The 26,407-nt window shown below is 72.4% G+C and carries 24 protein-coding genes; 22 read left to right on the top strand and 2 right to left on the bottom strand.

Features of this window, described 5'->3' with window-relative positions:
• Both WMI84_RS01500 and WMI84_RS01495 read left to right on the top strand, forming a co-directional pair.
• On the top strand, nucleotides 1-1,085 hold a 1,085-nt coding region (locus tag WMI84_RS01500; protein WP_347350223.1), incomplete at its 5' end, for an amino acid--tRNA ligase-related protein.
• A gap of 98 nt (nucleotides 1,086-1,183) precedes the next feature.
• On the top strand, nucleotides 1,184-2,845 hold the full coding sequence (locus WMI84_RS01495; RefSeq protein ID WP_347350222.1) for a peptide-N4-asparagine amidase: 1,662 nt from the start codon (nucleotides 1,184-1,186) through the stop codon (nucleotides 2,843-2,845).
• A gap of 74 nt (nucleotides 2,846-2,919) precedes the next feature.
• On the opposite strand, the gene WMI84_RS01490 is transcribed toward WMI84_RS01495, so the two are convergent.
• Nucleotides 2,920-5,127 (bottom strand): MMPL family transporter, encoded by a 2,208-nt coding sequence (locus tag WMI84_RS01490; RefSeq protein WP_347350221.1) that lies wholly within the window; start codon nucleotides 5,125-5,127, stop codon nucleotides 2,920-2,922.
• 32 nt (nucleotides 5,128-5,159) lie between these two features.
• On the opposite strand from WMI84_RS01490, the gene WMI84_RS01485 reads away from it, so the two are divergent.
• From WMI84_RS01485 to WMI84_RS01395, 19 genes are all read left to right on the top strand, one after another.
• Nucleotides 5,160-6,560, top strand: coding sequence for a replication-associated recombination protein A (locus tag WMI84_RS01485; RefSeq protein WP_347350225.1), 1,401 nt, complete (start codon nucleotides 5,160-5,162; stop codon nucleotides 6,558-6,560).
• Between the two features lie 201 nt (nucleotides 6,561-6,761).
• On the top strand, nucleotides 6,762-7,802 hold the full coding sequence (locus WMI84_RS01480) for an ABC transporter permease (RefSeq protein WP_347350220.1): 1,041 nt from the start codon (nucleotides 6,762-6,764) through the stop codon (nucleotides 7,800-7,802).
• A 73-nt stretch (nucleotides 7,803-7,875) separates the two neighbouring features.
• Nucleotides 7,876-9,636: an ABC transporter substrate-binding protein gene (locus WMI84_RS01475; RefSeq protein WP_347350219.1), complete on the top strand. Its 1,761-nt coding sequence runs from the start codon at nucleotides 7,876-7,878 to the stop codon at nucleotides 9,634-9,636.
• 103 nt (nucleotides 9,637-9,739) lie between these two features.
• Entirely contained in the window at nucleotides 9,740-10,726 is a 987-nt protein-coding gene (locus tag WMI84_RS01470) for an ABC transporter permease (protein ID WP_347350218.1), read from the top strand.
• The gene (locus tag WMI84_RS01465) at nucleotides 10,723-11,802 is read left to right on the top strand and encodes an ABC transporter ATP-binding protein (protein ID WP_347350217.1); all 1,080 of its coding nucleotides are present in this window, start codon (nucleotides 10,723-10,725) and stop codon (nucleotides 11,800-11,802) included. Before WMI84_RS01470 ends, WMI84_RS01465 begins: the two co-directional genes overlap by 4 nt.
• The gene (locus tag WMI84_RS01460) at nucleotides 11,795-12,847 is read left to right on the top strand and encodes a dipeptide ABC transporter ATP-binding protein (RefSeq protein WP_347350216.1); all 1,053 of its coding nucleotides are present in this window, start codon (nucleotides 11,795-11,797) and stop codon (nucleotides 12,845-12,847) included. The genes WMI84_RS01465 and WMI84_RS01460 overlap by 8 nt, the downstream gene beginning before the upstream one ends.
• A gap of 185 nt (nucleotides 12,848-13,032) precedes the next feature.
• The gene (alaS, locus tag WMI84_RS01455; RefSeq protein WP_347350215.1) at nucleotides 13,033-15,738 is read left to right on the top strand and encodes an alanine--tRNA ligase; all 2,706 of its coding nucleotides are present in this window, start codon (nucleotides 13,033-13,035) and stop codon (nucleotides 15,736-15,738) included.
• 4 nt (nucleotides 15,739-15,742) lie between these two features.
• Entirely contained in the window at nucleotides 15,743-16,237 is a 495-nt protein-coding gene (gene ruvX / locus WMI84_RS01450; RefSeq protein ID WP_347350214.1) for a Holliday junction resolvase RuvX, read from the top strand.
• On the top strand, nucleotides 16,234-17,433 hold the full coding sequence (gene mltG, locus WMI84_RS01445) for an endolytic transglycosylase MltG (protein WP_347350213.1): 1,200 nt from the start codon (nucleotides 16,234-16,236) through the stop codon (nucleotides 17,431-17,433). Before ruvX ends, mltG begins: the two co-directional genes overlap by 4 nt.
• Nucleotides 17,434-17,446: 13 nt before the next feature.
• Nucleotides 17,447-18,247: a shikimate dehydrogenase gene (locus WMI84_RS01440; RefSeq protein ID WP_347350212.1), complete on the top strand. Its 801-nt coding sequence runs from the start codon at nucleotides 17,447-17,449 to the stop codon at nucleotides 18,245-18,247.
• 22 nt (nucleotides 18,248-18,269) lie between these two features.
• Entirely contained in the window at nucleotides 18,270-18,986 is a 717-nt protein-coding gene (locus WMI84_RS01435) for a prepilin peptidase (RefSeq protein WP_347350211.1), read from the top strand.
• 92 nt (nucleotides 18,987-19,078) lie between these two features.
• Nucleotides 19,079-20,299 (top strand): chorismate synthase, encoded by a 1,221-nt coding sequence (gene aroC / locus WMI84_RS01430; RefSeq protein WP_347350210.1) that lies wholly within the window; start codon nucleotides 19,079-19,081, stop codon nucleotides 20,297-20,299.
• A complete protein-coding gene (locus WMI84_RS01425) occupies nucleotides 20,293-20,820 on the top strand; it encodes a shikimate kinase (protein WP_347350209.1) in 528 nt (175 codons plus the stop codon). The genes aroC and WMI84_RS01425 overlap by 7 nt, the downstream gene beginning before the upstream one ends.
• 5 nt (nucleotides 20,821-20,825) lie before the next feature.
• Nucleotides 20,826-21,911, top strand: a complete 1,086-nt coding sequence (gene aroB, locus WMI84_RS01420) for a 3-dehydroquinate synthase (RefSeq protein ID WP_347350208.1) — start codon at nucleotides 20,826-20,828, stop codon at nucleotides 21,909-21,911.
• A gap of 34 nt (nucleotides 21,912-21,945) precedes the next feature.
• Nucleotides 21,946-22,380 carry a type II 3-dehydroquinate dehydratase gene (gene aroQ / locus WMI84_RS01415; RefSeq protein WP_347350207.1) on the top strand — a complete coding sequence of 145 codons (435 nt, stop codon included), beginning with the start codon at nucleotides 21,946-21,948 and terminating at the stop codon, nucleotides 22,378-22,380.
• 130 nt (nucleotides 22,381-22,510) lie between these two features.
• A complete protein-coding gene (gene efp / locus WMI84_RS01410; RefSeq protein WP_347350206.1) occupies nucleotides 22,511-23,074 on the top strand; it encodes an elongation factor P in 564 nt (187 codons plus the stop codon).
• Entirely contained in the window at nucleotides 23,075-23,488 is a 414-nt protein-coding gene (nusB, locus tag WMI84_RS01405; RefSeq protein ID WP_347350205.1) for a transcription antitermination factor NusB, read from the top strand.
• 80 nt (nucleotides 23,489-23,568) lie between these two features.
• Entirely contained in the window at nucleotides 23,569-24,378 is an 810-nt protein-coding gene (locus WMI84_RS01400; protein WP_347350204.1) for an FAD-binding oxidoreductase, read from the top strand.
• Complete coding sequence (locus WMI84_RS01395; protein WP_347350203.1) at nucleotides 24,378-24,950, top strand: cob(I)yrinic acid a,c-diamide adenosyltransferase; 573 nt, start codon at nucleotides 24,378-24,380, stop codon at nucleotides 24,948-24,950. The genes WMI84_RS01400 and WMI84_RS01395 overlap by 1 nt, the downstream gene beginning before the upstream one ends.
• A gap of 170 nt (nucleotides 24,951-25,120) precedes the next feature.
• On the opposite strand, the gene WMI84_RS01390 is transcribed toward WMI84_RS01395, so the two are convergent.
• Nucleotides 25,121-25,555 carry a VOC family protein gene (locus WMI84_RS01390; RefSeq protein ID WP_347350202.1) on the bottom strand — a complete coding sequence of 145 codons (435 nt, stop codon included), beginning with the start codon at nucleotides 25,553-25,555 and terminating at the stop codon, nucleotides 25,121-25,123.
• A 97-nt stretch (nucleotides 25,556-25,652) separates the two neighbouring features.
• On the opposite strand from WMI84_RS01390, the gene WMI84_RS01385 reads away from it, so the two are divergent.
• Nucleotides 25,653-26,111: an NAD(P)H-dependent oxidoreductase gene (locus WMI84_RS01385; RefSeq protein WP_347350201.1), complete on the top strand. Its 459-nt coding sequence runs from the start codon at nucleotides 25,653-25,655 to the stop codon at nucleotides 26,109-26,111.
• The last annotated feature ends 296 nt before the right edge of the window (nucleotides 26,112-26,407 follow it).

Raw genomic sequence — 26,407 nt, 5'->3', positions numbered from 1 at the left:
TCGAGCAGGACGACATCATCGAGCTCGGAGAGGCCATCGTCACCGAGATCTGGAAGCTCGTCGGCGCCGACCTGCACACGCCGTTCCTGCGGATGACGTACGCCGAGGCGATGGCGCGCTACGGCACCGACAAGCCGGACCTGCGCTTCGGGCATGAGCTCGTGGAGTGCACCGACTACTTCGCGGACACGACCTTCCGCGTCTTCCAGGCCCCGTACGTCGGCGCCGTCGTCATGCCGGGCGGGGCCGCCCAGCCACGCCGGCAGCTCGACGCCTGGCAGGACTGGGCCAGGCAGCGCGGCGCCAAGGGGCTGGCCTACGTCCTGGTCGGGCAGCCCGCGGCCGACGGGTCCGTCGAGCTGTCCGGTCCGGTCGCCAAGAACCTCAGCGACGCCGAGCGGTCCGGGCTGGCCGGCCACGTGGGGGCCGAGCCGGGCGACTGCATCTTCTTCGCGGCGGGCGGGGCCAAGGAGTCCCGCGCGCTGCTCGGCGCCGCCCGGCTCGAGATCGGCCACCGCTGCGGGCTCGTCGACGAGGACGCGTGGAGCTTCCTCTGGGTGCTCGACGCGCCGCTGTTCGAGCCCTCCGCCGAGGCGACCGCATCCGGCGACGTCGCCCTCGGGCACAGCGCCTGGACGGCAGTGCACCACGCCTTCACCTCGCCGAAGAAGGAGTTCGAGGACACCTTCGACGAGCGGCCCGACGAGGCTCTGGCCTATGCCTACGACATGGTCTGCAACGGCAACGAGATCGGCGGGGGCTCGATCCGTATCCACCGTCGCGATGTGCAGGAGCGCGTCTTCGCGGTGATGGGGATCACTCCCGAGGAGGCGCAGGAGAAGTTCGGGTTCCTGCTCGAGGCCTTCCAGTACGGCGCCCCGCCGCACGGCGGCATCGCCTTCGGCTGGGACCGGATCGTCGCGCTGCTGGCCGGCACCGACTCGATCCGCGACGTCATCGCCTTCCCGAAGTCCGGCGGCGGCTACGACCCGCTGACCGCCGCACCTGCCCCGATCACCGCCCAGCAGCGCAAGGAGGCCGGCGTCGACGCGAAGCCGGCGGTGGGGCGGCCGGCCGCCGTATGACGCCCGACTGACCAGCGCGCGGGCGCCACCGCACCCCCGAGGGCAAACCCAGACGCCCGCTTTACCCCGGCCTTACCAACCCGGCAGTACGTTGCCCCATGCGAACCACCACGCGACGCAGACTGGCCGCCCTCACCGTGGGGGCGGCCCTGGCCCTGGCCGGCAGCGTGCCGGCGAGCGCCCTCACGTCGGACCCGCCCGCCGAGTTCGGCGCCGACTGGGACGACCCGATGACGGCCGAGCCGCCGGTGCCGACCCCGCCCACAAGCAGGTGCAGCGTGACGATCGTCGACCACGAGTTCCGCGACTGGAGCGTCCAGCACACCCCCTACACGCCACCCGCAGGGTGTGCCGGCCCGTGGTCCAAGGTCGTGCTGCGACTGGACGGCTCGGTCGCGGGCCGCCAGTACGACCGGCTCGGCTGGGTCGACGTCTCGGGCGTGCGGGTCATGACCCTGTCGACCCCGGAGCCGAGCACCGACGGGATCAGCTGGCACGTCGAGCGCGACGTCACCGATCTCGCGCCGCTGTTCCGGTCGCCCGGTGACGTGACCGCCTACATCGGCAACACGGTCGACGACACCTACACGGGGGTGTTCGACGTGACCGTGACGCTCGACTTCTACCGGACGGGAGCCGGTCAGGGCCCTGCCGTCACCGCCGACCGGGTACAGCCGCTCGAGTCGACCTACCGCGAGGGCGGCGATCTCGTCGGGTCCCTCACCGTCCCGCGCAACACGGACCGTCTGCTCGCCGAGGTCTACGCGACCGGCTCCGGGGGCGGGTGCGAGGAGTTCTGGGACACCAGCGCCCCCGCCGACACCGGGTACTCCTGCCCCGACGGGCTGCCCTACCGGGAGGTCGACGTGCTGCTCGACGGACGGGTCGCCGGGGTCGCCCTGCCCTACCCCGTGGTCTACACCGGCGGTTGGTCCAACCCCTACCTGTGGGCCGCGAGCCCGTCCCCGAAGGCCTTCGACATCCCGGCCCTGCGCTACGACCTGACGCCCTTCGCGGGCCTGCTCAACGACGGCCGGCCACACGAGGTCCGGATCCACGTCGCGGGGCTGGCCGCCGAGCAGAGCTCCTGGACGCTGTCGCCCCGGTTCCAGGTGTGGACCGACAGGGGACGCGACGTCGTGCGCGGCGGGCTGCTCCGGTCGAGCGCGCCCGCGCCGGCCGTCGACGCCACCGTCAGCGGGCAGGACGACGGGCCCGGCCGGGTCGAGCTCACGGGCCGGCGCGCCTTCAGCGCGACCGGGTGGCTCGAGACGTCCGGCGGGCACGTGGTGACGACGGTCCGCCGCACCCTCGAGAACCGCAGCGAGCACACGTGGACGGCGGGGGAGACCCGCGACGCCCTCGACGCCACCTGGACCGACACCGCCTCGACCGGCCGGATCGGCGGCAACGACAAGCCCGCCCTGGCGACCCGACGGCTCGGCTACGCGAAGCGCGGCTTCATCGACGTCGCCGAAACGGACGTGCCCGGCGCACAGCGGATCACCACGACGCTCGACATCGGGTACACCTCGAGCGGCACGTCGACCGACTGGCGCGCCGAGCCGTCCGTCGGGAGGTCGTCCGACCGGTTCACCGGTACGGCCAGCTGGCTGTACGGCGTCCCGCGTGACCAGCGGCACGCGACGGCGAACACGACCAAGCACGTCACGCGCGTCGAGGCCGGACCGCATCGCTGCTACGACCGTACGGTCACCGCGGTCAACGGGTACTTCACGAGGGATCACCGCGCCTGCTGACGCCCCGCCACCGGTCACCAGCCACCGACCACCCGCTACCGGCCACCCGGTGAACAGCCACCGGGTGGCCGGGCTCACTCGGTGATCCCGAACCGCTCGTGCAGCCGGCGCATCCAGCGCGGGGCCCACCAGTTCCACCGGCCCAGCACCGTCATCGTCGCGGGGACGAGCAGCATCCGCACCAGGGTCGCGTCGATGAGCACCGCTGCGACGAGGGCGACCCCGACCTCCTTGATGATCAGGATGTCGCCGGCGATGAAGCCGGCGAAGACGATGATGATCAGCAGCGCCGCCGAGGTGATGATCCGCCCGGTGCGCTGCAGGCCGAGCGAGACGGAGCGGTCGTTGTCGTGGCCGTGGTTGTGGAACTCGGTGATCCGGGACAGCAGGAACACCTCGTAGTCCATCGACAGGCCGAAGCCGAACGCGAGCACGAGGAAGGGCACCATCGACTCGACCGCGTCGACGGACGAGAAGGCCAGCAGGCCCTGCAGGTGGCCGTCCTCGAAGATCCACACGACGACCCCCAGCGCGGCGCCCAGGGACAGGACGTTCAGCACCAGCGCCTTGAGCGGGATGACGACCGAGCCGGTCATCAGGAACAGCAGGATGAAGGTGCCCACGACCACGAGGAGCACGGCGTACGGTGCCCCCCGGCCCATCGACGCGAGGAAGTCCATCTGGCTGGCGGCCTGCCCGGTCGTCAGGATCGGGAAGGGCGCCGGGCCGTCCCGGACGTGGGTCACCAGCGCCTGCGCGTCGTCGGAGGTCGGTGGCCCGGCCACCCGCACGGAGACGAGCTGGTGGTCGGCGCCGAGCGGCCGCACGGACACCGCGGTGACCCCCGGCTGCGACTTGAGCGGCGCGGCCCACGCCGTCACCGCGGCGGTGTCCGAGGAGGTGGCCACGACGGTCACCTCGGGCGCGCTGAGGGCCGGGTAGTCGCGGGCGAGCTCGTCGAAGAAGACGCGCTGGGGCGCCGACTTCGGCAGCAGCTCGGTGCCCGAGGAGGTCAGCCGGACCGAGAAGACCGGCAGGGCCAGGACGACCAGCACGACGGTCACCCCGACGATGACGGCGACGGGCCGCCGCTGCACCCCCCGCGCCAGGCTCGAGAAGGCCCCCTCGTCGGTGGTGGCCACTCGTGCCCGGCGGGCCAGCGGACGCGCGCCCAGCACCGCCAGGGCCGGGACGAGGGTGATCGCCACGACGAGCGCGACGAGCACCACGGACACCCCGGCCAGGCCGATGGCCTTCATGATCTCGGCCTCGAAGACCAGCAGGCCGGACAGCGCGATGGCCACGGTGAGGCCGGAGAACAGGACGGTGCGCCCGGCGGTGGCCACGGTCCGCTCGGTCGCGACCGCGATGTGCTCCCGGGTCAGCCCCCTCCGCTCGCCGCGGGCCCGGGCCAGCTCCTCGCGGAAACGGCTCACCGTGAGCAGGCCGTAGTCGATGGACAGGCCGAAGCCGAGCAGGGTGACGATGTTGACGACTGTCGCGTCGAGCTCGATGGTGTGCGAGAAGACGAACAGCGACAGCAGGGCACCACCGATCGCGGCGATGGCGCCGACGACCGGCATGCCCGCGGCGATGAAGCCGCCGAAGACGAAGAACATGACGACGAAGGTGAGCGGCAGCGCGATCCCCTCGCCGCGCAACAGGTCCCGCTCGATCGTCGCGGTGATCGCGTCGACCACCGGGCCGACACCGCCGACGCTGCCCGTCGCAGCGGGCCAGGCGGTGGGGATGTGCAGCAGCGCGGTCGTGACCTTCGCGGCGGCCGCGTCCTGCTGCGCCGCGGTAAGGGAGGCGTCGAAGTCGACGACGGTGACGAACCCGCCGGACCCGGGCCTGCCGTGGGCCAGCAGCGGCGCCACCGCCGGGTCGGCGACTCCCTTGGGGGACAGCAGCGGCGAGCGGACCTCGTGCACCCCGGCGATGTCCCGGAGCGCCAGCGTGTCGGCCGCGGCCTGCCGCACCGCGGCGGCGTCGGTCAGGTCGGCCCCGCGCACCTGGAGGGTCAGGTTGTCCAGCGACGGCTCGATCTGCTCGATGAGGGTGCGCGCCTGCTGGGCCTCGCCGCCGACCGACGGGTCACCGGTGTGCAGCCGGTTGAACAGCGACTGGCCGGTCACGCCCCCGACCGCGACCGCGAAGCACGCCACGGTGACCACGACCCAGGCCAGCAGCCAAGTCTTCGGGTGGGCCGCGACGAGCCGGCCGAGCCAGGCCAGGGGCCCGGTGCGGCCCCGGTCCGCGGGGGAGGACTGCTGGAGCACGGGGATAGCCTTCCACAGTGACCTCGGACGACCTGTTCGGTGCCGCGGCAGCGGCGGGACGGCAGGGGTATGCCGCTCAGCGGGCCGCCGCGCCGCTCGCCGCCCGGATGCGCCCCCGGTCGCTCGACGAGTTCCGGGGTCAGGCCGAGGTGCTGCGCACCGGCAGCCCGGTCCGGCGGCTGGTCGAGGGCTCCGGCGGCGCCGCCGGGCCGCTCTCGGCGGTCATCTGGGGTCCGCCCGGCACCGGCAAGACGACGCTGGCGCACCTGGTGGCGACCGTGGCCGAGCGCCGGTTCGTCGAGCTGTCGGCCGTCACCGCCGGGGTCCGCGACGTCCGGGCCGTCATGGAGGCCGCCGTACGCGACCGGGACCTGTACGGCCGGCAGACCGTGCTGTTCCTCGACGAGATCCACCGCTTCACCAAGGCGCAGCAGGACGCCCTGCTGCCCGGTGTCGAGAACCGCACCGTGATCCTGGTCGCGGCGACCACCGAGAACCCCTCGTTCAGCATCATCGCTCCGTTGCTGTCCCGGTCGGTACTCGTAACACTGACGCCCTTGTCGGACAAGGACATCCGGGAGGTCATCGGCTCGGCCCTCACGGACGAGCGGGGCCTGGCGGCGCAGTACTCGCTGGCCGACGACGCCCTCGAGCACCTGGTGCGGCTGGCCGGGGGCGACGCCCGCCGGGCGCTGACCTCGTTGGAGGCTGCCGCAGGCGTGGCCCAGGACGCCCAGCCGGTCGGGCGGCACACGACCGCGCCGGTCCTCGTGACGCTGGCCCACGTCGAGCAGGCCGTCGCCCGCGCCGCGGTGCGCTACGACCGCACGGGCGACCAGCACTACGACGTCGCCAGCGCTCTGGTCAAGTCGATGCGCGGCAGCGACGTCGACGCGGCGCTGCACTACCTGGCCCGGATGCTCGAGGCGGGCGAGGACCCCCGCTTCGTCGCCCGCCGGGTCGTGATCGCCGCGAGCGAGGACATCGGGATGGCCGACCCGACCGCGCTGCAGACCGCCGTGGCGGCGATGCACGCGGTGGCGCAGATCGGGATGCCGGAGGCGCGGATCATCCTCGCCCAGGCCGTGGTGCACAACGCCCTCGCGCCGAAGTCCAACGCCGCCTACGCGGGCCTCGACGCCGCCGTCGCAGACGTGCGCGCGGGCCGAGGCGGGGCGGTGCCGGCGCACCTGCGCGGGACCGGGTACGCGGGGGCCGAGCGGCTGGGCCACGGTGCCGGCTACGTCTACGCGCACGACGAACCGGACGCCGTGGCCCGGCAGCAGTACCTGCCCGACGACCTCGCCGGGGTGCGGTACTACCACCCGACCGACCGCGGTTTCGAGGGCCGGCTGCGCAGCCGGCTCGGCTGGCTGCAGGACCGGCTCGGGCGCCCGGCGTCCGGGCGCGCAGACCGGCCCGACGCCGGATGATCTCCCGCGTCGAACCGACTCCCCGTAACGATTTGTCAACCAGAGCGTCCCAGTACTTGGACATCGCCGAACCGGTATGGCAGGGTGACCCTCGTCCCAAGGGGGTGGCGTGGCGGTGGGTCGCCGCACTGCCCGACCCTTCGGACCGGTGCGCCAGCGCCGGTTCGTGAGGCCAGGTCCCACGAGGATGGAGACACCACAGTGAGCACTGTGCCAGGTGGCGGCGCCGAGACGGAGGAGCTGGCCCGCGAGGCGGAGGACGCCGAGGCCGCCCACCTGCAGGACGACCAGCGGGCCGGCCGGTCCCCCGGACAGATCGCCTGGGAGCGGCTGAAGAAGGACAAGGTCGCCGTGGTCTGCACGGCGGTCGTGCTCTTCTTCATCCTCGTCGCGATCTTCGCCCCGCTGCTGACCAGCCTGCAGGCGGTCGACCCGATCAGCCACGTCAAGGCCGACCCGAACACGACCCACACCGAGCTCGTCGACCTGAACGGCTTCCCCAAGCAGGGCATCACCTCCGCCCACTGGCTCGGCGTCGAGAAGGGCATCGGGCGCGACCTGTTCGCCCGGTGGACCTACGGGGCCCGCCCCTCCCTGATCATCGGCTTCGTCGCCGCGGCCCTGTCGACGATCATCGGCGTGACCATGGGCCTGCTCGCGGGATACCTCGGCGGGGTGGTCGACCGGACGATCTCCTGGATCGTCGACTTCTTCCTCAGCCTGCCCTTCCTGCTCATGGTCATCGCCGTGACCCCGATCATCGAGCTGCGGTTCGGCCCGCGGGGCAGCCTCACCGCGCAGCAGACCTCCGACATCCGGTTCTGGCTGATCATCGCGCTGCTCGTCCTGTTCGGCTGGATGGGGCTGGCCCGGCTGGTCCGGGGCGAGGTGGTGAGCCTGCGCGAACGCGAGTTCGTCCAGGCGGCCCGCGCCATCGGCGTGCCGACCCGCAGCATCCTGTTCAAGGAGATCCTGCCCAACCTGGTCGGCCCGATCATCGTCTCGGCCTCGATCGCGGTGCCGGCCTACATCACCGCCGAGGCGACCCTGTCCTACCTCGGGGCCGGGCTCGTCGAGCCCACCCCGTCCTGGGGCCGCACCATCGCGGACGCCCAGAACTCCTTCCAGAGCTACCCGCTGTGGCTCTGGCCCCCGGTCATCGGCATCTCACTGCTCGTGCTCGCCCTGAGCCTGCTCGGCGACTCGATCCGCGACGCCTTCGACCCGACCACCCGCCGATAGCACCGACCACGCCATCGGCCACCGGACGTTCCCGGCACAAAGGCCCGGGACACGCACAAAGGGAGCACAACACATGCGCTGGACCAAAGCCCTCACCGTGGGAGCCGCCGCCTCCCTCGGATTCGTCGCGGCCTGCGGCGCGCCCAACCCCTCGGCGGATACCAAGCCCGGCGAGACCGGCGGCGGCAAGCTCGAGGCGGCGACCTCGAACATGATGCCCGACGCCAAGGGCCCGGCGCCGGAGGTCTCCGGTGCCAAGAAGGGCGGCATCCTCACCGTTCCCTATGAGTCCACCCCGGCCAACTTCGACCCGAGCGACCAGTACTACACCGACACCATCGCGATCCTCGGCGTGACCCACCGCACGCTGACCTCGTACTCCTTCCGCGACGGCCGGTCGGTGCTGGTGCCCGACCTCGCCACCGACCTGGGCAAGGTCTCCGACGACGGCCTGACCTGGACGTTCACCCTCAAGGACGGCATCAAGTACGAGGACGGCACGCCGGTCACCGCCAAGGACGTCGTCTTCGCCATCAAGCGCTCCTTCGACCCCGACCTCGCCAGCAACGGCCCGACCTACCAGCGCGACTTCTTCAAGGGCGGCAAGGACTACAAGGGCCCCTACCAGGGGGACAAGAACTGGAACGGCGTGGAGGCGACGGACGACAAGACCGTCGTCATCCACCTGGAGAAGCGCTTCGAGTCGCTCTCCTTCTTCGCGTCCTACCCGCAGTTCTCGCCGATCCCCGAGGCGAAGGACACCAAGAAGGACTACACGCTGCACCCGCTCGCGACCGGGCCGTACAAGTTCGACAAGTACACGCCGGGCTCGGAGCTGACCCTGGTGCGCAACGACCAGTGGGACCCGAACACCGACCCGGCGCGCAACAACTACCTCGACGGCTACGACTTCAAGTTCGGCGTCGACGCCGTCAAGGTCCAGCAGGCCATCCTGGCCAGCAACGGGGTCGACGCGACGTCGATGAACTGGGACCCGATCGACTCCTCGCTGATCGACCAGATCGAGGGCCCGAAGAAGGACCAGTTCGTCGAGGGACCGTCCTCGTGCGTCTACGCCGTCAACATGGTCACCTCCAAGATCCCGATGGAGGTCCGGAAGGCGATCGCCGTGGCCTACCCGTTCGACGGCATCCGCAAGGCCGGCGGCCAGACGACGCACTCGTTCACGCCCGGTACGACGTTCATCCCACCGCAGATCCCGGGCTGGCTCGACTACAAGGGCATCGACGGGTTCGACGGCACCGGCGACGGCGACCCGGCCAAGGCCAAGCAGATGCTCGCCGACGCGGGCTTCGGGCCGGGCAAGGAGTTCCAGCTCATCTACTACTACACGAACGACGACATGAGCGCGCAGAAGGTCAACCAGGTGCGCAAGCAGAAGCTCGAGGAGGCCGGTTTCAAGATCAAGGACATGGGCGTGCCCGGCAAGGACCGGCGCAAGCTCTACGCCGACCCGAAGAGCGAGCAGAACTTCCTGCAGTCGCCCACCGGCTGGTGCTTCGACTGGCCCGCCGCGGACTCGATCTTCCCGCCCATGGTCACCTCGGTGTCGATGGCCTCCGGCAGCACCAACTGGGGCAACCTGCAGGACGCGAAGGTCGACGCGGAGGTCGCCCGGATCCAGAAGCTGCCGGTCGAACAGGCCGCTCCGGAGTGGGGCAAGTTCGACAAGTGGCTGTTCGAGAACTACCTGCCGGCGATCCCGTACCAGTACGACAAGGGCAACTACGTCTTCGGCACCAAGGTCAAGAACGTCCTCAACGACCCGAACCACGGCATGCCGGTCATGACGCAGATGTGGATCGACCAGTAACCCATCGGAAAGGGGCCGGCCCCCGCCTTGCGGCGGCCGGCCCGACCGAGTGGAGCACGGCCCCTTCGTGTCCCACCCGCCACGACCACCGGAAGGCCCCCTCGTGCTGACGTACCTCCTGCGGCGTCTCGGGCTTGCGTTCACCGTCCTGCTGGCGACTCTCGTCGCCGCGTTCCTGCTCTTCTTCGCCGGCCCGGCCGACCCGGCCCAGGCGATGTGCCCCGATACGAAGTGCACGCCCGCCCGGCTCGCCCAGATCCGCGAGAGCCTCGGGCTGGACCGGCCGCTGGCCGTGCAGTTCGCCGAGTACTTCAAGGGCCTGTTCCTCGGGCGGGAGATCCCCTTCGCGGGCGACACGATCCACTGCAGCGCGCCGTGCCTGGGCATGTCGTTCCTGACCAACCGACCGGTGTCCGAGGAGATCTTCACCCGCTTCCCGGCGACGGTGCTGCTGACCGCCGGGGTCGTCGTGGTCATGACCGTCGTCGGCGTCACCATCGGGGTGCTCGCCGCGACGGTCCGCGGCACCGCCATGGACCGCATCCTCATCGGCGGCTCGCAGGTCTTCGGCGCCATCCCCTACTACGTCATGGCGCTGATCTTCGCCCTCTACGCCACCCGGTTCTACCCGATCTTCCCGCAGGCCGGCTCGATGTCCAACGGGGTGATCGCCTTCCTACCGGGCCTCATCGCGCCCTGGCTGATCCTCGGCCTGGTCAGCGCCACCGGGTACACGAGGTACACGCGCAACTCGATGCTCGACAGTCTCTCGATGGACTACGTGCGCACCGCCCGCTCCAAGGGGATCAGCGAACGCAAGGTGGTCGGCAAGCACGCGCTGCGCGCCGCGCTCAGCCCGATCGTGACGATCCTCGGCCTCGACATCGCGGCGCTGCTGTCCGGCACGCTGGTCACCGAGAAGATCTTCGAGATCGACGGCATCGGCAAGCTCTCCATCGACGCCCTCGGGCGCGACGACCTGCCGATCATCCTCGGCACGGTCCTGCTGACCGCCGCCATCGTCGTGACGATGAACCTCATCGTCGACATCGCCTACTCCTTCGTCGACCCCCGAGTGAGGCTCTCGTGAGCGCCGCCATCGCCGACCAGCTGCCCGACGCCGCGGGGGAGGCGCACCACGCCGGCGACGTCGTGCTGGACATCAAGGACCTGACCGTGGCCTTCCCGACCGAGGAGGGGGTGGTGCGGGCCGTGTCGAACCTGAGCTACCAGGCCCGGCTCGGGCGCACCCTGGCCATCGTCGGCGAGTCCGGCTCCGGCAAGTCCGTGTCGAGCATGGCCGTGCTCGGGCTGCACAACATGAAGCGCACCCGCATCACCGGCAGCATCAAGCTCGACGGCGAGGAGCTCGTCGGCGCCCCCCAGTCGACCTTCCAGCGGATCCGCAGCCAGCAGGTCGCGATGGTCTTCCAGGACCCGCAGAGCTCGCTGCACCCGTTCTACAAGATCGGCGACCAGATCGCCGAGGCCTACCGCACCCACCACAAGGTCGCCAAGTCGGTCGCCCGGGCGCGGGCGGTCGAGATGCTCGACCGGGTCGGCATCCCCAACCCGCAGCGGCGGGCCAAGCAGTACCCGCACGAGTTCTCCGGCGGGATGCGCCAGCGGGCGATGATCGCCCTCGGCCTGGTCAACAACCCGAAGCTGCTGATCGCCGACGAGCCGACGACCGCGCTCGACGTCACGGTCCAGGCCCAGATCCTCGACCTGATCAACGACCTGCGCAAGGAGTTCGGCTCGGGGGTCATCCTGATCACCCACGACCTGGCCGTCGTCGCCGAGACCGCCGACGACATCGTCGTGATGTACGCCGGACGGGCCGTCGAGAAGGGCGCCGCCAAGGAGGTCCTGGCCCAGCCGTCGCACCCCTACACCTACGGCCTGCTCCAGTCGCTGCCCTCGCCCACCGAGGAGCAGTCCGAGCTCAAGGCGATCCAGGGCGCCCCGCCCAGCCTGCTCGCCCTGCCCCCCGGCTGCTCCTTCCACCCCCGGTGCACGTTCAAGGAGCTGGTCGGTGAGCGGTGCTGGACGGAGGTGCCCGAGTGGCGCGACGCGCCGGGGCTGACCAACCGGGTCATCCGGTGCCACCTGGAGGACCCGGTAGGAGTCCTGCACGCCGACGAGGAGGCCCACCACCATGGCTGACCCGATGCTGCTCGAGGTGACCGACCTGGTGCGCCACTTCCCGTTCCGCGAGGTGCAGGGTCTGCGCATGGTCAAGGCCAGCGTCCGCGCCGTCGACGGGGTGAGCTTCAGCGTCTCACAGGGCCAGACCCTCGGGCTGGTCGGCGAGTCCGGCTGCGGCAAGTCGACGACCTCGCGGCTGGTGACCCGCCTGGACACCCCCACCTCGGGCCGGATCGTGTTCGAGGGCCGGGACATCACCTTCCTGAAGGAGTCGCAGCTGCGCGAGATCCGCCGCGACATCCAGATGATCTTCCAGGACCCCTACTCGTCGCTGAACCCCAGGCACACGATCGGCTCGATCCTGACCACGCCGCTGAAGGTGCACGGCCTGCACCAGGGTCGCGAGAAGCAGCGGGTCCGCGAGCTGCTCGAGCTGGTCGGCCTCAACCCGGAGCACATCAACCGCTACCCGTCGGAGTTCTCCGGCGGGCAGCGGCAGCGCATCGGCATCGCCCGGGCCCTGGCGGTCGAGCCGAAGCTGATCATCGCCGACGAGCCGGTCTCCGCGCTCGACGTGTCGATCCAGGCCCAGGTGATGAACCTGCTGGCCAAGCTGCGTGACGAGCTCGGCCTCGCGTTCATCTTCGTGGCCCACGACCTGGGCGTCGTACGGCACTTCTGCGACCAGGTCGCGGTCATGTACCTCGGCAAGATCGTCGAGTACGGCGACCGGCGCGCGATCTACGAACGCGCCGAGCACCCCTACACGCAGGCGCTGCTCTCGGCGGCGCCCGACATCAACGTCGCCCGCGGGATGGCCCCCAAGGAGCGGATCCGCCTGGTCGGCGACGTGCCGAGCCCCATCGACCCGCCGAGCGGGTGCCGCTTCCGGACCCGGTGCTGGAAGGCCCAGGAGATCTGCGCGACCCAGGAGCCGCCGCTGGTCCAGTCGACCAGCGACCAGCGGCCCACCGGCGGCCGGGAGCGGGGCGTACACCTGCAGGCGTGCCACTTCCCGGAGGTGCGCACCGACATCCTCGCGGAGGTCGAGACCCCGGCCTGAGGCACCGGGCACCGGCGACGGTGGGCACCACGGCCACCCGCACCACGCCGGTGGGTATGCCGCGGGGCCGGCCGAGTGGGCGGCATACCGTGTCGTGGATGGCCGGGTCGGCAGGTCGGCTAGGGTTGACCATCGCCACGCGCGACGGGCGCGGGCCGCCGTCGACACGCAAGGACCACCATCGCATGGAAACCGCCGAGATCAGGCGCCGCTGGCTCTCGTTCTTCGAGAGCCGGGGGCACACCGTCGTCCCAAGCGCCCCGCTGCCGTTCGACGACCCCAACCTGCTCTTCGTGGCCGCCGGGATGGTCCCGTTCGTGCCCTACTTCGTGGGCCAGGAGACTCCCCGGTGGCCGCGGGCCACCTCGGTGCAGAAGTGCGTGCGCACCCCCGACCTCGACGAGGTCGGCCGAACCAGCCGCCACGGCACGTTCTTCCAGATGAACGGCAACTTCTCCTTCGGCGACTACTTCAAGCACGGTGCGATCTCCTACGCCTGGGAGCTGCTGACCACCTCGCAGCGGGAGGGCGGCTACGGGCTGGACCCCGAGCGCCTGTGGGCCACGGTCTACGAGGACGACGAGGAGGCGATCAGCCTCTGGCTCGAGCTGAGCGAGATCCCCCGCGAGCGCATCGTGCGCCGCGGCAAGAAGGACAACTACTGGCACATGGGCATCCCGGGCCCGGGCGGCCCGTGCAGCGAGATCTTCGTCGACCGCGGCCCCGAGTACGGCCGCGAGGGCGGCCCGGCCGTCGACGAGGACCGCTACATGGAGGTCTGGAACCTCGTCTTCATGCAGTACCAGCTGTCGGCGGTGCGGGCCAAGGACGACTTCGACGTCGCCGGCCCGCTGCCGGCCCGCAACGTCGACACCGGCATGGGTCTCGAGCGGATGGCCAGCATCCTGCAGGGCGTGGACAACCTCTACGAGATCGACGAGGTCTTCCCCGTGCTGGACCGGGCCGCCGAGCTGGCCGGCAAGACCTACGGCGCCAACCCGAGCCACGTCGCCGCGCAGAGCCACCCCGACGACGTGCGGCTGCGGGTGGTGGCCGACCACGTCCGGACCTGCCTGATGCTGGTCGGCGACGGCGTGACCCCCAGCAACGAGGGCCGCGGCTACGTGCTGCGCCGGATGCTGCGGCGCGCCGTCCGCTCGATGGTCCTGCTCGGCGTCGACGAGCCGACGATGCCGCAGCTGCTGCCGGTCAGCATGGAGCGGATGAGCCGGTCCTACCCGGAGCTGCGCACCGACTTCGACCGGATCAGCCAGGTCGTCTACGGCGAGGAGGAGGCCTTCCGCCGCACTCTCGCCTCCGGTACCACGATCCTGGACACGGCGGTCGACCGGATCAAGGCGAGGCCGCAGGCGCCGCAGCGACTCTCCGGCGAGCAGGCCTTCACCCTGCACGACACCTACGGCTTCCCGATCGACCTGACCCTCGAGATGGCCGCCGAACAGGGCGTCGAGGTCGACGAGGCGGGCTTCCGCCGGCTCATGGCAGAGCAGCGTGACCGGGCCAAGGCCGACGCCCGCGCGAAGAAGACCGCCCACGGCGACACCCACGCCTACCGCCGGGTCGCCGACGCCATCGGCCATGACGTCGAGTTCACCGGCTACGACGAGGTCGTCTCCGAGGGGCGCGTCGCCGGGATCATCCGGGACGGCGAGACCGTCGAGATGGCCGGGGCCGGCGACGAGATCGAGCTGGTCCTGGACCGCACCCCGTTCTACGCCGAGGGTGGCGGGCAGCTCGCCGACGGCGGGCTCGTCGAGCTCGCGAACGGCGCGGTCATCGACGTGCGTGACGTCCAGCGGCCGATCACCGGGTTGATCGTCCACCGGGCCCGCGTCGTGAGCGGCGAGGTGACCCCGGGCGTGCTCGCCCACGCCAAGGTGGACATCGAGCGGCGCCGGTCGATCTCGCGGGCCCACACCGCAACGCACATGGTGCACAAGGCGATCCGCGAAGCGGTCGGTGAGACCGCCACCCAGGCGGGCTCGGAGAACGCCCCCGGCCGGTTCCGCTTCGACTTCAACGCCCAGCACGCCGTGCCGGCGACCGTCCTGCGCGACGTCGAGGCCAAGGTCAACGCGCTGCTGCTCGAGGACCTGCCGGTCCACGCCGAGATCATGTCGCAGCAGCAGGCCCACGACATCGGCGCGATGGCGCTGTTCGGGGAGAAGTACGGCAGCCGGGTGCGCGTCGTCTCGGTCGGTGACTGGGCCCGCGAGCTGTGCGGCGGCACGCATGCCCAGCGCTCCGGTCAGCTGGGTGTCGTCAAGCTGCTCGGCGAGTCCTCGATCGGCTCGGGCGTGCGCCGGGTCGAGGCACTCGTCGGTGGCGACGCCTACTCCTTCCTGGCCCGCGAGGCGGCCATCGTCGGGCAGCTGGCCGAGCTGGTCAAGGCCCGCCCGGAGGAGCTGCCCGAGCGGATCTCGGGGATGCTCGGCCGGCTCAAGGACGCCGAGAAGCAGATCGCCGCCGTGCGGCAGGCCCAGGTGCTCGGTGCGGCGCCGGGGCTGGTGGCCACCGCGCGGGACATCGGCGGGGTCACCTTCGTCAGCCACGACGCCGGCCACGACGTGTCCGCCGACGACCTGCGCGCCCTCGTGCTCGAAGTGCGCCACCGCCTGGGCAACGACCGACCGGTGCTCGTCTCCATGGCCGCCGTCAGCAAGGGCCGTCCGCTGGCCATCGTCGCGACCAACGAGCGGGCCCGGGAGGCCGGGGTCAAGGCGGGCGCGTTCGTCCGGACCGCAGCTCGGCGGCTCGGCGGGGGCGGCGGGGGCAAGGACGACATCGCCCAGGGCGGCGGGTCCGAGCCCGGCCAGGTCTCCGCGGCGCTCGGGGCGGTCGAGGACCAGCTGCGCGCCCGGAGCTCGTGACCCGATGGGTCCCGGGGTCCGGATCGGCGTCGACGTGGGCAGCGCCCGCGTGGGGATCGCCGCGTCGGACCCCTCCGGGAGCTTCGCCCTGCCCGTCACGACCCTCGCGCGCGACGACGACCAGGGCACGGACCTCACCGCGCTGGCCGACCTGGTCGCCGAGCGGGCCGCCGTCGCGGTCGTCGTCGGCCTGCCGCTGCTGCTCTCCGGCGCCGAGGGCACCGCGGCCCGGCTCGCCCGGGAGTATGCCGCTCGGCTCGCCGCGCGGGTCCGCCCCGTCCCGGTGCGCCTCGTCGACGAGCGCTTGACGACGGTCGACGCGCACCGCAGACTACGCGACAGCGGTGTACCGGGCAGGGGGCAGCGGGCCGTCGTCGACCAGGCCGCGGCGGTGCTGATCCTGCAGGCGGCGCTCGACGCGGAGACGCGGTCCGGTGAGCCGGCCGGCGAGATGGTCTCGTCGAGGCGCAAGCCACGCAGGAGGTCGGCACGTCGATGAACGAGCACCTCGACTCCGCGATCTTCGGCGAGCACGGCGAGCCGGTCGACGACGCGACCCGGGGGGCCCAGCACGGGGCGCCACCGGGCGGACGTGCGGCCGGCAGGTCCGGGCGCCGCCACGGCCGGGCCCGGAGTGGCCGGTCGCACAAACCGCCCCTGCTGCGACGGATCGCGGTGATCGTCCTGGCCCTGGCGCTCATCGGCGGAGGCGTCGCGGTGGCCTACACCTACCTGCGCCCGGTCGTGTCCGGCATGTTCGAGTCGAACGACTACCCGGGACCGGGCAGCGGGTCGGTGCGGGTGGTGATCGAGCACGGCGACACCGGGGCCGCGATCGCCACCGCGCTGCTCGAGGCCGGAGTGGTCAAGTCGACCAAGGCCTACATCGAGGCGGCCGCCGACAACCCGAAGAGCGCCGGCATCCAGCCGGGGACCTACCGGCTGCGCAGGCAGATGTCCGCCGCCGAGGCGGTCGCGGTGCTCGTCGACCCGGGCAACCGGATCACCACCGAGGTGACGATCCGCGAGGGGCTGTGGGCCAAGGAGATCTACGCCGAGCTGTCCAGGCACACCGGCATCCCCGTCGCCGACTACGCCGCCGCGGCCAGGAACGGCGCGGCGCTGGGCCTGCCACCCGCGGCGAAGGGGAACGTCGAGGGCTACCTCTTCCCGGCCAGCTACGCCTTCGACCCCGGCACGAGCGCCAAGGCGCAGCTGTCCCAGATGGTCGCCCAGTCGGTCAAGCGGCTGGACGCGCTCGGCGTGACGGACAAGCAGATGGAGCACGTGGTCATCGTCGCCAGCCTGGTCGAGGCCGAGGCCCGCCACCCCGAGGACCGGCCCAAGGTGGCCCGCGTGATCGAGAACCGGCTCGCCAAGAAGATGCCGCTGCAGCTCGACTCCACGGTCAACTACGCGACCGGCAAGCACGCGGTCCGGACGAGCCCGGCCGACCGCGCGAACAAGAGCCCGTACAACACCTACGTGCACGAGGGCCTGCCGCCGGGCCCGATCGGCAACCCCGGCGAGAGCGCCATCCAGGCCGCCGTCCACCCGGCCGCGGGCCCTTGGCTCTACTTCGTCACCGTCGACCTGAAGACGGGGGAGACGAAGTTCGCCGTGACCCTGGCCGAGCACGAGAAGAACGTCGTGTTGCTCGACGCCTGGTGCGCGGCCAACAAGGGCACGTGCTGAGGAGACCGGACCGATGAAGTGCGCTGTGTGGGGCTCGCCGATCGAGCACTCCCTGTCCCCGGTCCTGCACCGGGCGGCCTATGCGGCCCTCGGGCTCGAGGACTGGACCTACGAGCGCCGCGAGGTGGACGTCGGCGGCTTCGCGGCTGCCCTGGACGGGCTCGACGGGTCGTGGCGGGGGCTGTCCCTGACGATGCCACTGAAGGAGGCGGCGCTCGCCGCGGCCATCGACGCGGGCGAGCAGGCCCGCCGGACCGACGCGGCCAACACGCTCGTCCGAGACGGACTGCAGGGGTGGACCGCGCACAACACCGACGTCCAGGGCATGGTCGAGTCGCTCCGGGAGTCCGGCCTCGAGCACGTCGAGAGCATCCTCGTGGTCGGCTCGGGCGCGACGGCACGCTCCGCCCTCGCCGCGGCCGAGCGGCTCGGCGCGCGTCGCGTGGTCTTCATGGTCCGGGCGCGACCCCGCCCCGAGACGCTGCGACATGCCGACGCCGCCGGCCTCGAGGTGGCGGTGACACCGATGGGGACCTGGGTGGCCGCCGACGTGATCGTCAGCACCGTCCCGCCGGAGTCGCTGTCCGGGCTCACCGGTCTTGGGGACAGCCCGGCGACCGTCCTCGACGTCGTCTACGGCTCCGGGGCCACCGCCCTGCAGCAGGCGGCGCGCGAGCGGGGCTGGACCGTCGTGGCGGGCACCGAGCTGCTGCTGCACCAGGCCGCCGAGCAGGTCCGGCTCATGACCGGGCATCCCGCGCCGGTCGGCGCGATGCGCCGCGCGCTGGCCGACGCGCTGGCCGCGCGCCGATGAGCGAGGCGGCGACGGGCCGGGCGTGGTGAACGCACTGGCCGGCGGGCCGGCGCCGGCCGGGGTCGTGCTGTGGCTGGCGACGGCGGCCGGCGTCGCCGGTCTCGGCACCGGACACCTGCTCGGGACGCGGCTGCAGACCTACGGCTACCGGCTCGACGAGGAGCAGTCCCGGCCCCGCAGGCTGCCCGGGTGGGTGGCCACCGCGATCCTCGGGCCGCTCTGGGCCGCCCTCGCGTGGCGGTTCGCGACCTCGTCCGGGTGGCCGCTGCTGCCCGCCCTGCTCACCTTCGCGACGCTGGGGACCGCCCTGACGTGGGTGGACCTCGACGTGCACCGTCTACCCGAAGGGCTGACGCTGCCCGGCTTCCCGGTCCTGCTGGGCCAGCTCGCGTTCGCGGCCTGGGCGGCCGGCGACTTGGGCCCGATCGTGCGGGCGCTCGTCAGTGCCGCGGTACTGGGAGTCCTCGGACTGGTCCTCGCCCTGCTGGCAGCCGTGCTCCGCAGCGGCTTCGGGCTCGGCGACGTGGTCCTGCTCGGGCTGGTCGGCCTGGTCACCGGCTCGGTCGGGTGGGCCGCTCCGGTCGTCGCCCTGTATGCCGCGTTCCTGCTGGGCGGGGCGTACGCCGTGGTCCACGTCGTCGTGCGGCGGCGCTCCCGGCACGACGCCGTGCCGTTCGGGCCGTTCCTGGTGGCGGGGGCGATCGTGGCGCTCCTCGTCGAGGTGCCCCCGCTGTTCTGACGGTAGGACGCGCCGCCCTGACGCCGGGATGGGCGCGCCGGGCGACGGGCCCCCGGTCTGGGGATGCAGGCGCGCGTGACAGGATCGGCCCCATGCTGCGTTGGTTGACCTCCGGAGAGTCCCACGGTCCTGCCCTGGTCGCCGTGCTCGAGGGCCTGCCCGCGGGGGTCGAGGTCCGGGCCGACGACCTGCGGCGGGCGCTGGCCCGGCGGCGGCTGGGCCACGGCCGCGGAGCGCGGATGAAGTTCGAGCAGGACGAGGTCGAGTTCCTCGGCGGGGTACGGCACGGCGTCACCCTCGGCAGCCCGGTCGCGCTGCGGATCGGCAACACCGAGTGGCCCAAGTGGCAGACCGTGATGAGCCCCGAGCCGGTGTCGGCCACGGCGTACGCCGCAGCCGACGACGTCAACGCCGAGAAGGAGCTGGCTCGCAACAAGCCGCTGACCCGGCCACGCCCCGGCCACGCTGACCTCGTCGGCATGCAGAAGTACGGCCACGCCGACGCGCGGCCCGTCCTGGAGCGTGCCTCGGCCCGCGAGACCGCCGCCCGGGTCGCGCTCGGCGAGGTCGCGGCCCGGTTCCTGCAACAGGCCTACGGCATCCGGCTGCTGTCCCACACCGTCGCGATCGGCACGGCGGCCACCACACCCGGTGCGTCCCTGCCGACCCCCGACGACGTGCCGGCCATCGATGCCGACCCCGTCCGGGCGTTCGAGGCCACCGGGTCGGCCGCCATGGTGGCCGAGGTCGACGCGGCCAAGAAGGACGGCGACACCCTCGGCGGCGTGGTCGAGGTGCTCGCCTACGGCCTGCCTCCGGGGCTCGGCTCGCACGTGCACTGGGACCGCAGGCTCGACGGCCGGTTGGCCCAGGCGCTGATGAGCATCCAGGCGATCAAGGGGGTCGCCCTGGGCGACGGCTTCGAGACCGCGCGGCGGCGCGGGTCACAGGCGCACGACGAGATGGAGGTCGTCGGCGGCACGATCCACCGCCGCACCGGCCGCGCCGGAGGCACCGAGGGCGGCATGTCGACCGGTGACGTGCTGCGGGTGCGCGCCGCGATGAAGCCGATCAGCACCGTGCCGCGCGCGCTGTCCACGGTCGACGTCGCGACCGGGCAGGAGGCGACCGCGATCCACCAGCGCTCCGACGTCTGCGCGGTCCCCGCGGCGGGCGTGGTCGCCGAGGCCATGGTCGCGCTCGTGCTGGCCGACGCGTGCCTCGAGAAGTTCGGCGGCGACTCCGTCGCCGAGACGCGGCGCAACCATGCGGCATACCTCGCGGCCGTCCCGGAGGGGATGCGCACATGGTGACCGGCTCCACCCGCCCGGTCGCCGTCCTCGTCGGGCCGCCGGGATCGGGCAAGACGACCGTCGGGCTCGCGCTGGCCCGGCTGCTGCACGCCGACCTGCACGACACCGACGCCGCCGTCGAGGCGGCCACCGGCAGGACGATCCCCGACATCTTCATCGAGGACGGCGAGCCCGCCTTCCGCGAGCTCGAGCGCGCCGAAGTGGCCCGCTCCCTGACCGGGGCGACCGGGGTGCTCGCCCTCGGCGGTGGAGCGGTCATGGACCCGGCGACCCGGGTACTGCTCGTCGGACACACGGTCGTCTTCCTCGACGTCGGCATCGCCGACGCGAGCAGACGGATCGGCTTCGACCGGTCGCGGCCGCTGCTCGCGGTGAACCCCCGCGCCACGTGGGTCGCGTTGATGAAGAAGCGCCGGCCGGTGTACGAGGGCGTGGCCACCTACCGGGTCGACACGGCCGGGCGGACCCCGGACGAGATCGCCCGCGAGATCGCGGGCCTGTTGACCGGAGGGCCCGCGTGAGACCAGTGAGCGAACCGACCCGGATCCGGGTCGGCGGCGACTACGAGGTCGTGGTCGGGCGCGGCCTGCTCGACCAGGTCGGCGCGGTGCTCGGCGACGCCGTCGAGCAGGTGCTCGTCGTGCACTCGGTCGCCCTGGGCGCGATCGCCGGGTCCGTCGCGGGCGCCCTGTCGCGCCACGGGTATGCCGTCCACCTCGCGCCGGTGCCCGACGCCGAGGCCGCCAAGACGGCGCAGGTCGCCGCCGGGCTCTGGGCGCGGCTGGGGCAGGCCGGTTTCACCCGTACCGACGCCGTCGTCGGCGTCGGCGGTGGTGCCGTGACCGACCTGGCCGGGTTCGTCGCGGCGACCTGGCTGCGCGGAGTGCCTGTCGCGCACGTGCCGACCACACTGCTCGGCATGGTCGACGCGGCCGTCGGCGGCAAGACCGGGATCAACACGGCCGAGGGCAAGAACCTCGTCGGGTCCTTCCACCCGCCCACGGGCGTGCTGTGCGACCTCGATGTGCTGCGCACGCTTCCCGAGGCGGACTTCGCGGCCGGGCTCGCCGAGGTCATCAAGGCCGGTTTCATCGCCGATCCGGCGATCCTCGGGCTGGTCGAGGCAGACCCGCTCGCCGCTCGCCGGGCCGACAACCCGCGCCTGCGCGAGCTGGTCGAGCGGGCGGTCCGGGTCAAGGCCGACGTGGTCGCGGCCGACCTGCGAGAAGCCGCGCTGCGCGAGATCCTCAACTACGGGCACACCTTCGGCCACGCGGTCGAACAGGTCGAGCATTTCACCTGGCGTCACGGCGAGGCGGTCAGCGTCGGCATGGTCTACGCCGCCGAGCTGGCTCGGCTGGCCGGGCATCTGGACGACGGGCTGGTGACCCGCCACCGCGACCTGCTCGGCTCGGTCGGGCTGCCGACGAGCTACCGCGGCGACCGCTGGGAGGAGCTGATCGTGGCGATGCACCGGGACAAGAAGTCGCGCGGCTCGACGTTGCGGTTCGTCGTCCTCGACGCTCTCGCGCGGCCGACCCGCCTCGCCGGCCCGAGCGAGGCGGTGCTGCGTGAGGCGTACGCTCGCACCGCCGCGCATCCCGGCGCCTGAGCACGGTGCCGGGAGCGCTGCGTAGGATCGCGCCATGACGCCCACGGTCTTCGTCCTGTCCGGGCCCAACCTGAACCGGCTCGGCACGCGAGAGCCGGAGATCTACGGCTCTGACAGCCTCGATGACGTCCACGACGCCGTGCGTCGCGAGGCCGAGCAGCTCGGCCTGCTCGCCGACTGCCGGCAGACCAACCACGAGGGCGTGCTGGTCGACTGGCTGCACGAGGCGGTCGACGCGGGCGCCGACGTCGTGCTGAACCCGGGCGCGTTCACCCACTACTCGTACGCCGTGCGCGACGCCTGCGCCATCGTCACGACGAGCGGGCGCTCCCTGGTCGAGGTCCACCTGTCCAACCCGGCGGCGCGCGAAGGCTTCCGGCACGTCTCCGTGGTCGCCCCCGTCGCAACCGGGACCGTGGCCGGGTTCGGTCTGCAGAGCTACCTGCTGGCCCTGCATGCGTTGGTCTGAGGCGTGACCCGAGGCATCGTCCGGGCGCCGAGATCCTCGGCCGATAGACTGTCGCGGCACACTCCCCACGCCCGCGACCGCGCCGTGTCCGCGCGAGCCGGCGACAACGGCATACGAAAGAGATCCATCCGTGGCAACGACGAACGACCTGAAGAACGGCACCGTGCTCAACATCGACGGTCAGCTCTGGTCCGTCGTGGAGTTCCAGCACGTCAAGCCGGGCAAGGGCCCGGCCTTCGTGCGGACCAAGCTGAAGAACGTCGTGTCGGGCAAGACCGTCGACCGGACGTTCAACGCCGGCGTCAAGGTCGAGACCAGCAACGTCGACAAGCGCACGATGCAGTACCTGTACAAGGACGGCGCGGACTTCGTCTTCATGGACACCGACACCTACGACCAGCTCACGGTCCCCGAGGCGACCCTCGGCGACGCGGCCAGCTACCTGCTGGAGAACCAGAACGCCATCGTCGCCACCCACGAGGGCACCCCGCTGTACGTCGAGCTGCCCGCCTCGGTCGTGCTCGAGATCACCCACACCGACCCCGGCCTGCAGGGCGACCGCTCCACCGGCGGCACCAAGCCGGCGACCCTCGAGACCGGCGCGCAGATCCAGGTGCCGCTCTTCCTCGAGACCGGCACCAAGGTCAAGGTCGACACCCGCGACGGGTCCTACCTCGGCCGCGTCAACGACTGAATGGCCGCTCGCAGCAAGGCCCGGGCCCGGGCCCTCGACATCCTCTTCGAGGCCGACCAGCGCGGGCTCAACGCGCTCACCCTGCTCGAGGCGCGCCTCACCGACAGCGAGTCGCGGGCCGGCAACAACCCCTACACGGCGCAGGCCGTCCGGGGGGTCGTCGAGCGGTGGACCGATGTCAACGCGGCGCTGACCGACTACAGCCAGGGCTGGACGCTCGAGCGGATGCCCGCGGTCGACCGCGCGATCCTGCGGCTCGGCGCGTGGGAGGTGCTCTTCAACGACGAGATCCCCGACCCGGTCGCGATCTCCGAGGCGGTCGCGCTGGCGACGCAGCTGTCGACCGACGAGTCGCCCGCCTTCGTCAACGGCCTGCTCGCCCGGCTCGCCGAGGTCAAGGACACCATCGTCTGAGGGTCCGGCGGCCCGTCGGGTGCGGCTCTCCCGCCTCGGCCCCTTGCCCCGCGGGGGACCGGCCCGCTCCAATGGGGGGTATGCCGCTGGCCCCCCTGCCCGACGAGGACGTCCCCTTCGTGCTCGTCGCCCGCCGCTGGTGCACGCCCGTCGTCGCCGAGCTCACCCTCGACCCGGTCGGCGACCAGGTCGGCTTCGTCGCGGGCCAGTACGTGCTGGCCCAGGACGCCGGGCGCACGGTACCGGTGCGCTCCTACTCGGTCGCGAACGCGCCCCGGCCCGACGGGCGCCTGACCCTGCTCGTCACGGCCGTGCCCGACGGGCCGACGAGCACCTGGCTCGCGCGCGGGTCACGCGTCGGTGACCGGCTGCTCGTCTCTGGGCCGTACGGCACGTTCGTGGCCGACCCCGGCCACCACGGCCCGACCCTCTACCTCGCGGGCGGGTCGGGGCTGGCTCCGGTGCGCGCCCTGCTGCAGGCGGCCGTGGCCCGGCTGGAGGCGGGCGACGCCGACGCGGCCGAGCGGCACACGGTCCTGTTCTCGGGGCGGACCCCGGCCGACGTCATCGACGAGGCGCAGCTGGCCGAGCTGGCCGGCAGCCACCCCTGGCTCGACTACCTGCGCACCCTGACCCGGGTGGCCCCCGGGTCGGCCCCGCCCCCGCTGGGGAGGGTGCCCGAGGTGCTGCCCGGGCTGCTGCCCGACCTCGGCCCGCATGCGGTGTACATCGCCGGCTCGCCGGGCTTCGTGGACGCGTGCACCCGCACCGCGCAGCGGCTCGGTGTCCATGCCGGGCGGCTGCACACCGAGGAGTTCTACGCCGAGCCCGTACCGTGGCACGGTGCCGGTGTCGCCGTGACCCCGGCGATCGAGGTGGAGGAGCCCTGATGAGCAGCAACGCGTCCCGCATCTACACCAAGACCGGCGACGACGGCACCACCGGTCGCCTGTTCGGCGGCCGGGTCGGCAAGGACGACGCGCTCGTGGAGGCCTGCGGCGACATCGACGAGGCCGTCGGGGCGCTCGGCGTGGCCCGGGCCGAGCTGCTGCTCGACCCGGCGGCGGCCGAGCTGGCCGCCCTGGTCCTGACCACCCAGCGGCAGCTGTTCGTGCTGGCCGCCGACCTGATGGCCAACCCGCACGCCCGCGACCGGCTCGAGCCCGGCATCTCGCTGGCCACCGCGCAGCTGACCACCGACGTCGAGCAGGCGATCGACGAGCTGACCGAGCGGCATCCGCTGCGCCCGGTGTTCATCGTGCCCGGGGCCTCGCGGGCCTCGGCGGCGCTGGACCTGGCCCGCGGCGTGGTGCGCCGGGCCGAGCGCCACGCGGTCGCCGCCGCCCGCGCCGGGCACGACGTCTCCGACCCGGTGCTGCTGACCCTGAACCGGATGAGCGACCTGTTCTACGTGCTGGCCCGCGCCGCGGCCGGAGTGGCCGAGACCCCGAGCCACGACTGACCGGTCGGGAGGGTTCGCTCGCCGGTCGCCGTCCGTGGGCGGCAACACACCGAGCAGCGGCGAAGGTCGCTGGTTGCAACCGTCCGAGCTGGCAGCTGTTCGGCGTGTCGGCCGGGCGGCGGGTCGGCGTGTCGGCCGGGCGGCGGGTCGGGGCCGGGTGAGCAGTCTGCTCAGGGCAGCAGGCCGGCCGCCCGCATCAGGTCCTGGCCGAGTGGCCCGGGGTTGTGCGCCACCTCCCAGCGGTAGCCGTCCGGGTCGGCGAAGTAGCCGGACCGGCCGCCCCAGTCGCGGTCCTGCGCCGGTGCGACGAGCCGGGCGCCCGCGGCCACCGCGGCGGCGAGCACCGCGTCGACCTGCTCGGGTGCCGGGACGTTGTGCGACAGGGTGACCGGGGCGGTGCCCGGCACCCGGTTGAGCGGCCCGGCCTCGGCCTCGAAGTCGTCGGCTCGCCACAGTGACAGCACGATCGTCGGTGCCATCCGGAAGAAGACGACCTCTCCGGGTGCCTCGAAGGCCGGCTCCCAGCCCAGTCCGTCCGCGTAGAACTGCCGTGACGCCGTCGGGTCTGCGACGGCGAGCGTGATGAAGTTGAGTCGTTGCTCCACGCCACGACGTTAGCCTGATGCCGCCCACCCGGCTCCCGTCGCGGCGCCACCGCGGGGCCGGGGCCCGGCCGGGCGGCAGACGGCATAGGTTGGGGCGGTGAGCGCACACCTGCTCGTGGTCCACCACACGCCCTCGCCCGCGGTGCAGGAGATCCTCGAGGCGGTGCTCGCCGGGACCCACGCCGAGGGGATCGAGGGCGTCGAGGTGCAGGTGCGGCCCGCGCTGTCGACCAGCGCGAGCGACCTGCTCGCGGCGGACGGCGTGCTGCTCGGCACCCCGGCGAACATCGGCTACATGTCCGGGGCACTCAAGCACTTCTTCGACACGGTCTACTACCCGACCCTGCAGGCGAAGACCGGGATGCCGTACGGCTACTGGGTGCACGGCAACAACGACACCGAGGGCGCCCGCCGCGCCATCGAGTCGATCGCGGGCGCGCTCGGCTGGGTCAAGGCGGCCGAGCCGCTGCTGGTGACCGGCCCGGTCGACAAGGGCGTGCGCGAGGCGGCCTTCGAGCTGGGCGGGACGCTGGCGGCGACACTCATGGAGGGGTGACCCGCCCCGCCCCACCCCCACATCGAGAGTGCAGCAATCGGGTTCGAGAGTCCACCAATCCCGTTCGAGAGTGCAGCAATCCCGTTCGAGTGTGCACGAGTCCGGTTCGAGTGGCCCACCCGAGTGCACTGTCGATGGCGAAAGGTGCACCGTCGATGGCGAAAGGTGCACTGTCGATCGGGATCTGGCGGGCGCGATGTGGACGCCGTCGGGGGTGCGCTACCCGGGCAGGTACACTCGCTCGCGATCGACATCCTTTAACCACCGTCCCGTGAGGCGGGGAAGGAGGTCAGGCC

Origin of the sequence: Intrasporangium sp. (genome assembly GCF_039812505.1) — a bacterium.
Taxonomy (GTDB): domain Bacteria; phylum Actinomycetota; class Actinomycetes; order Actinomycetales; family Dermatophilaceae; genus Intrasporangium_A.
The sequence above is the reverse complement of the archived record's forward strand: the minus strand, read 5'-3'. Positions and strand labels throughout refer to the sequence as shown.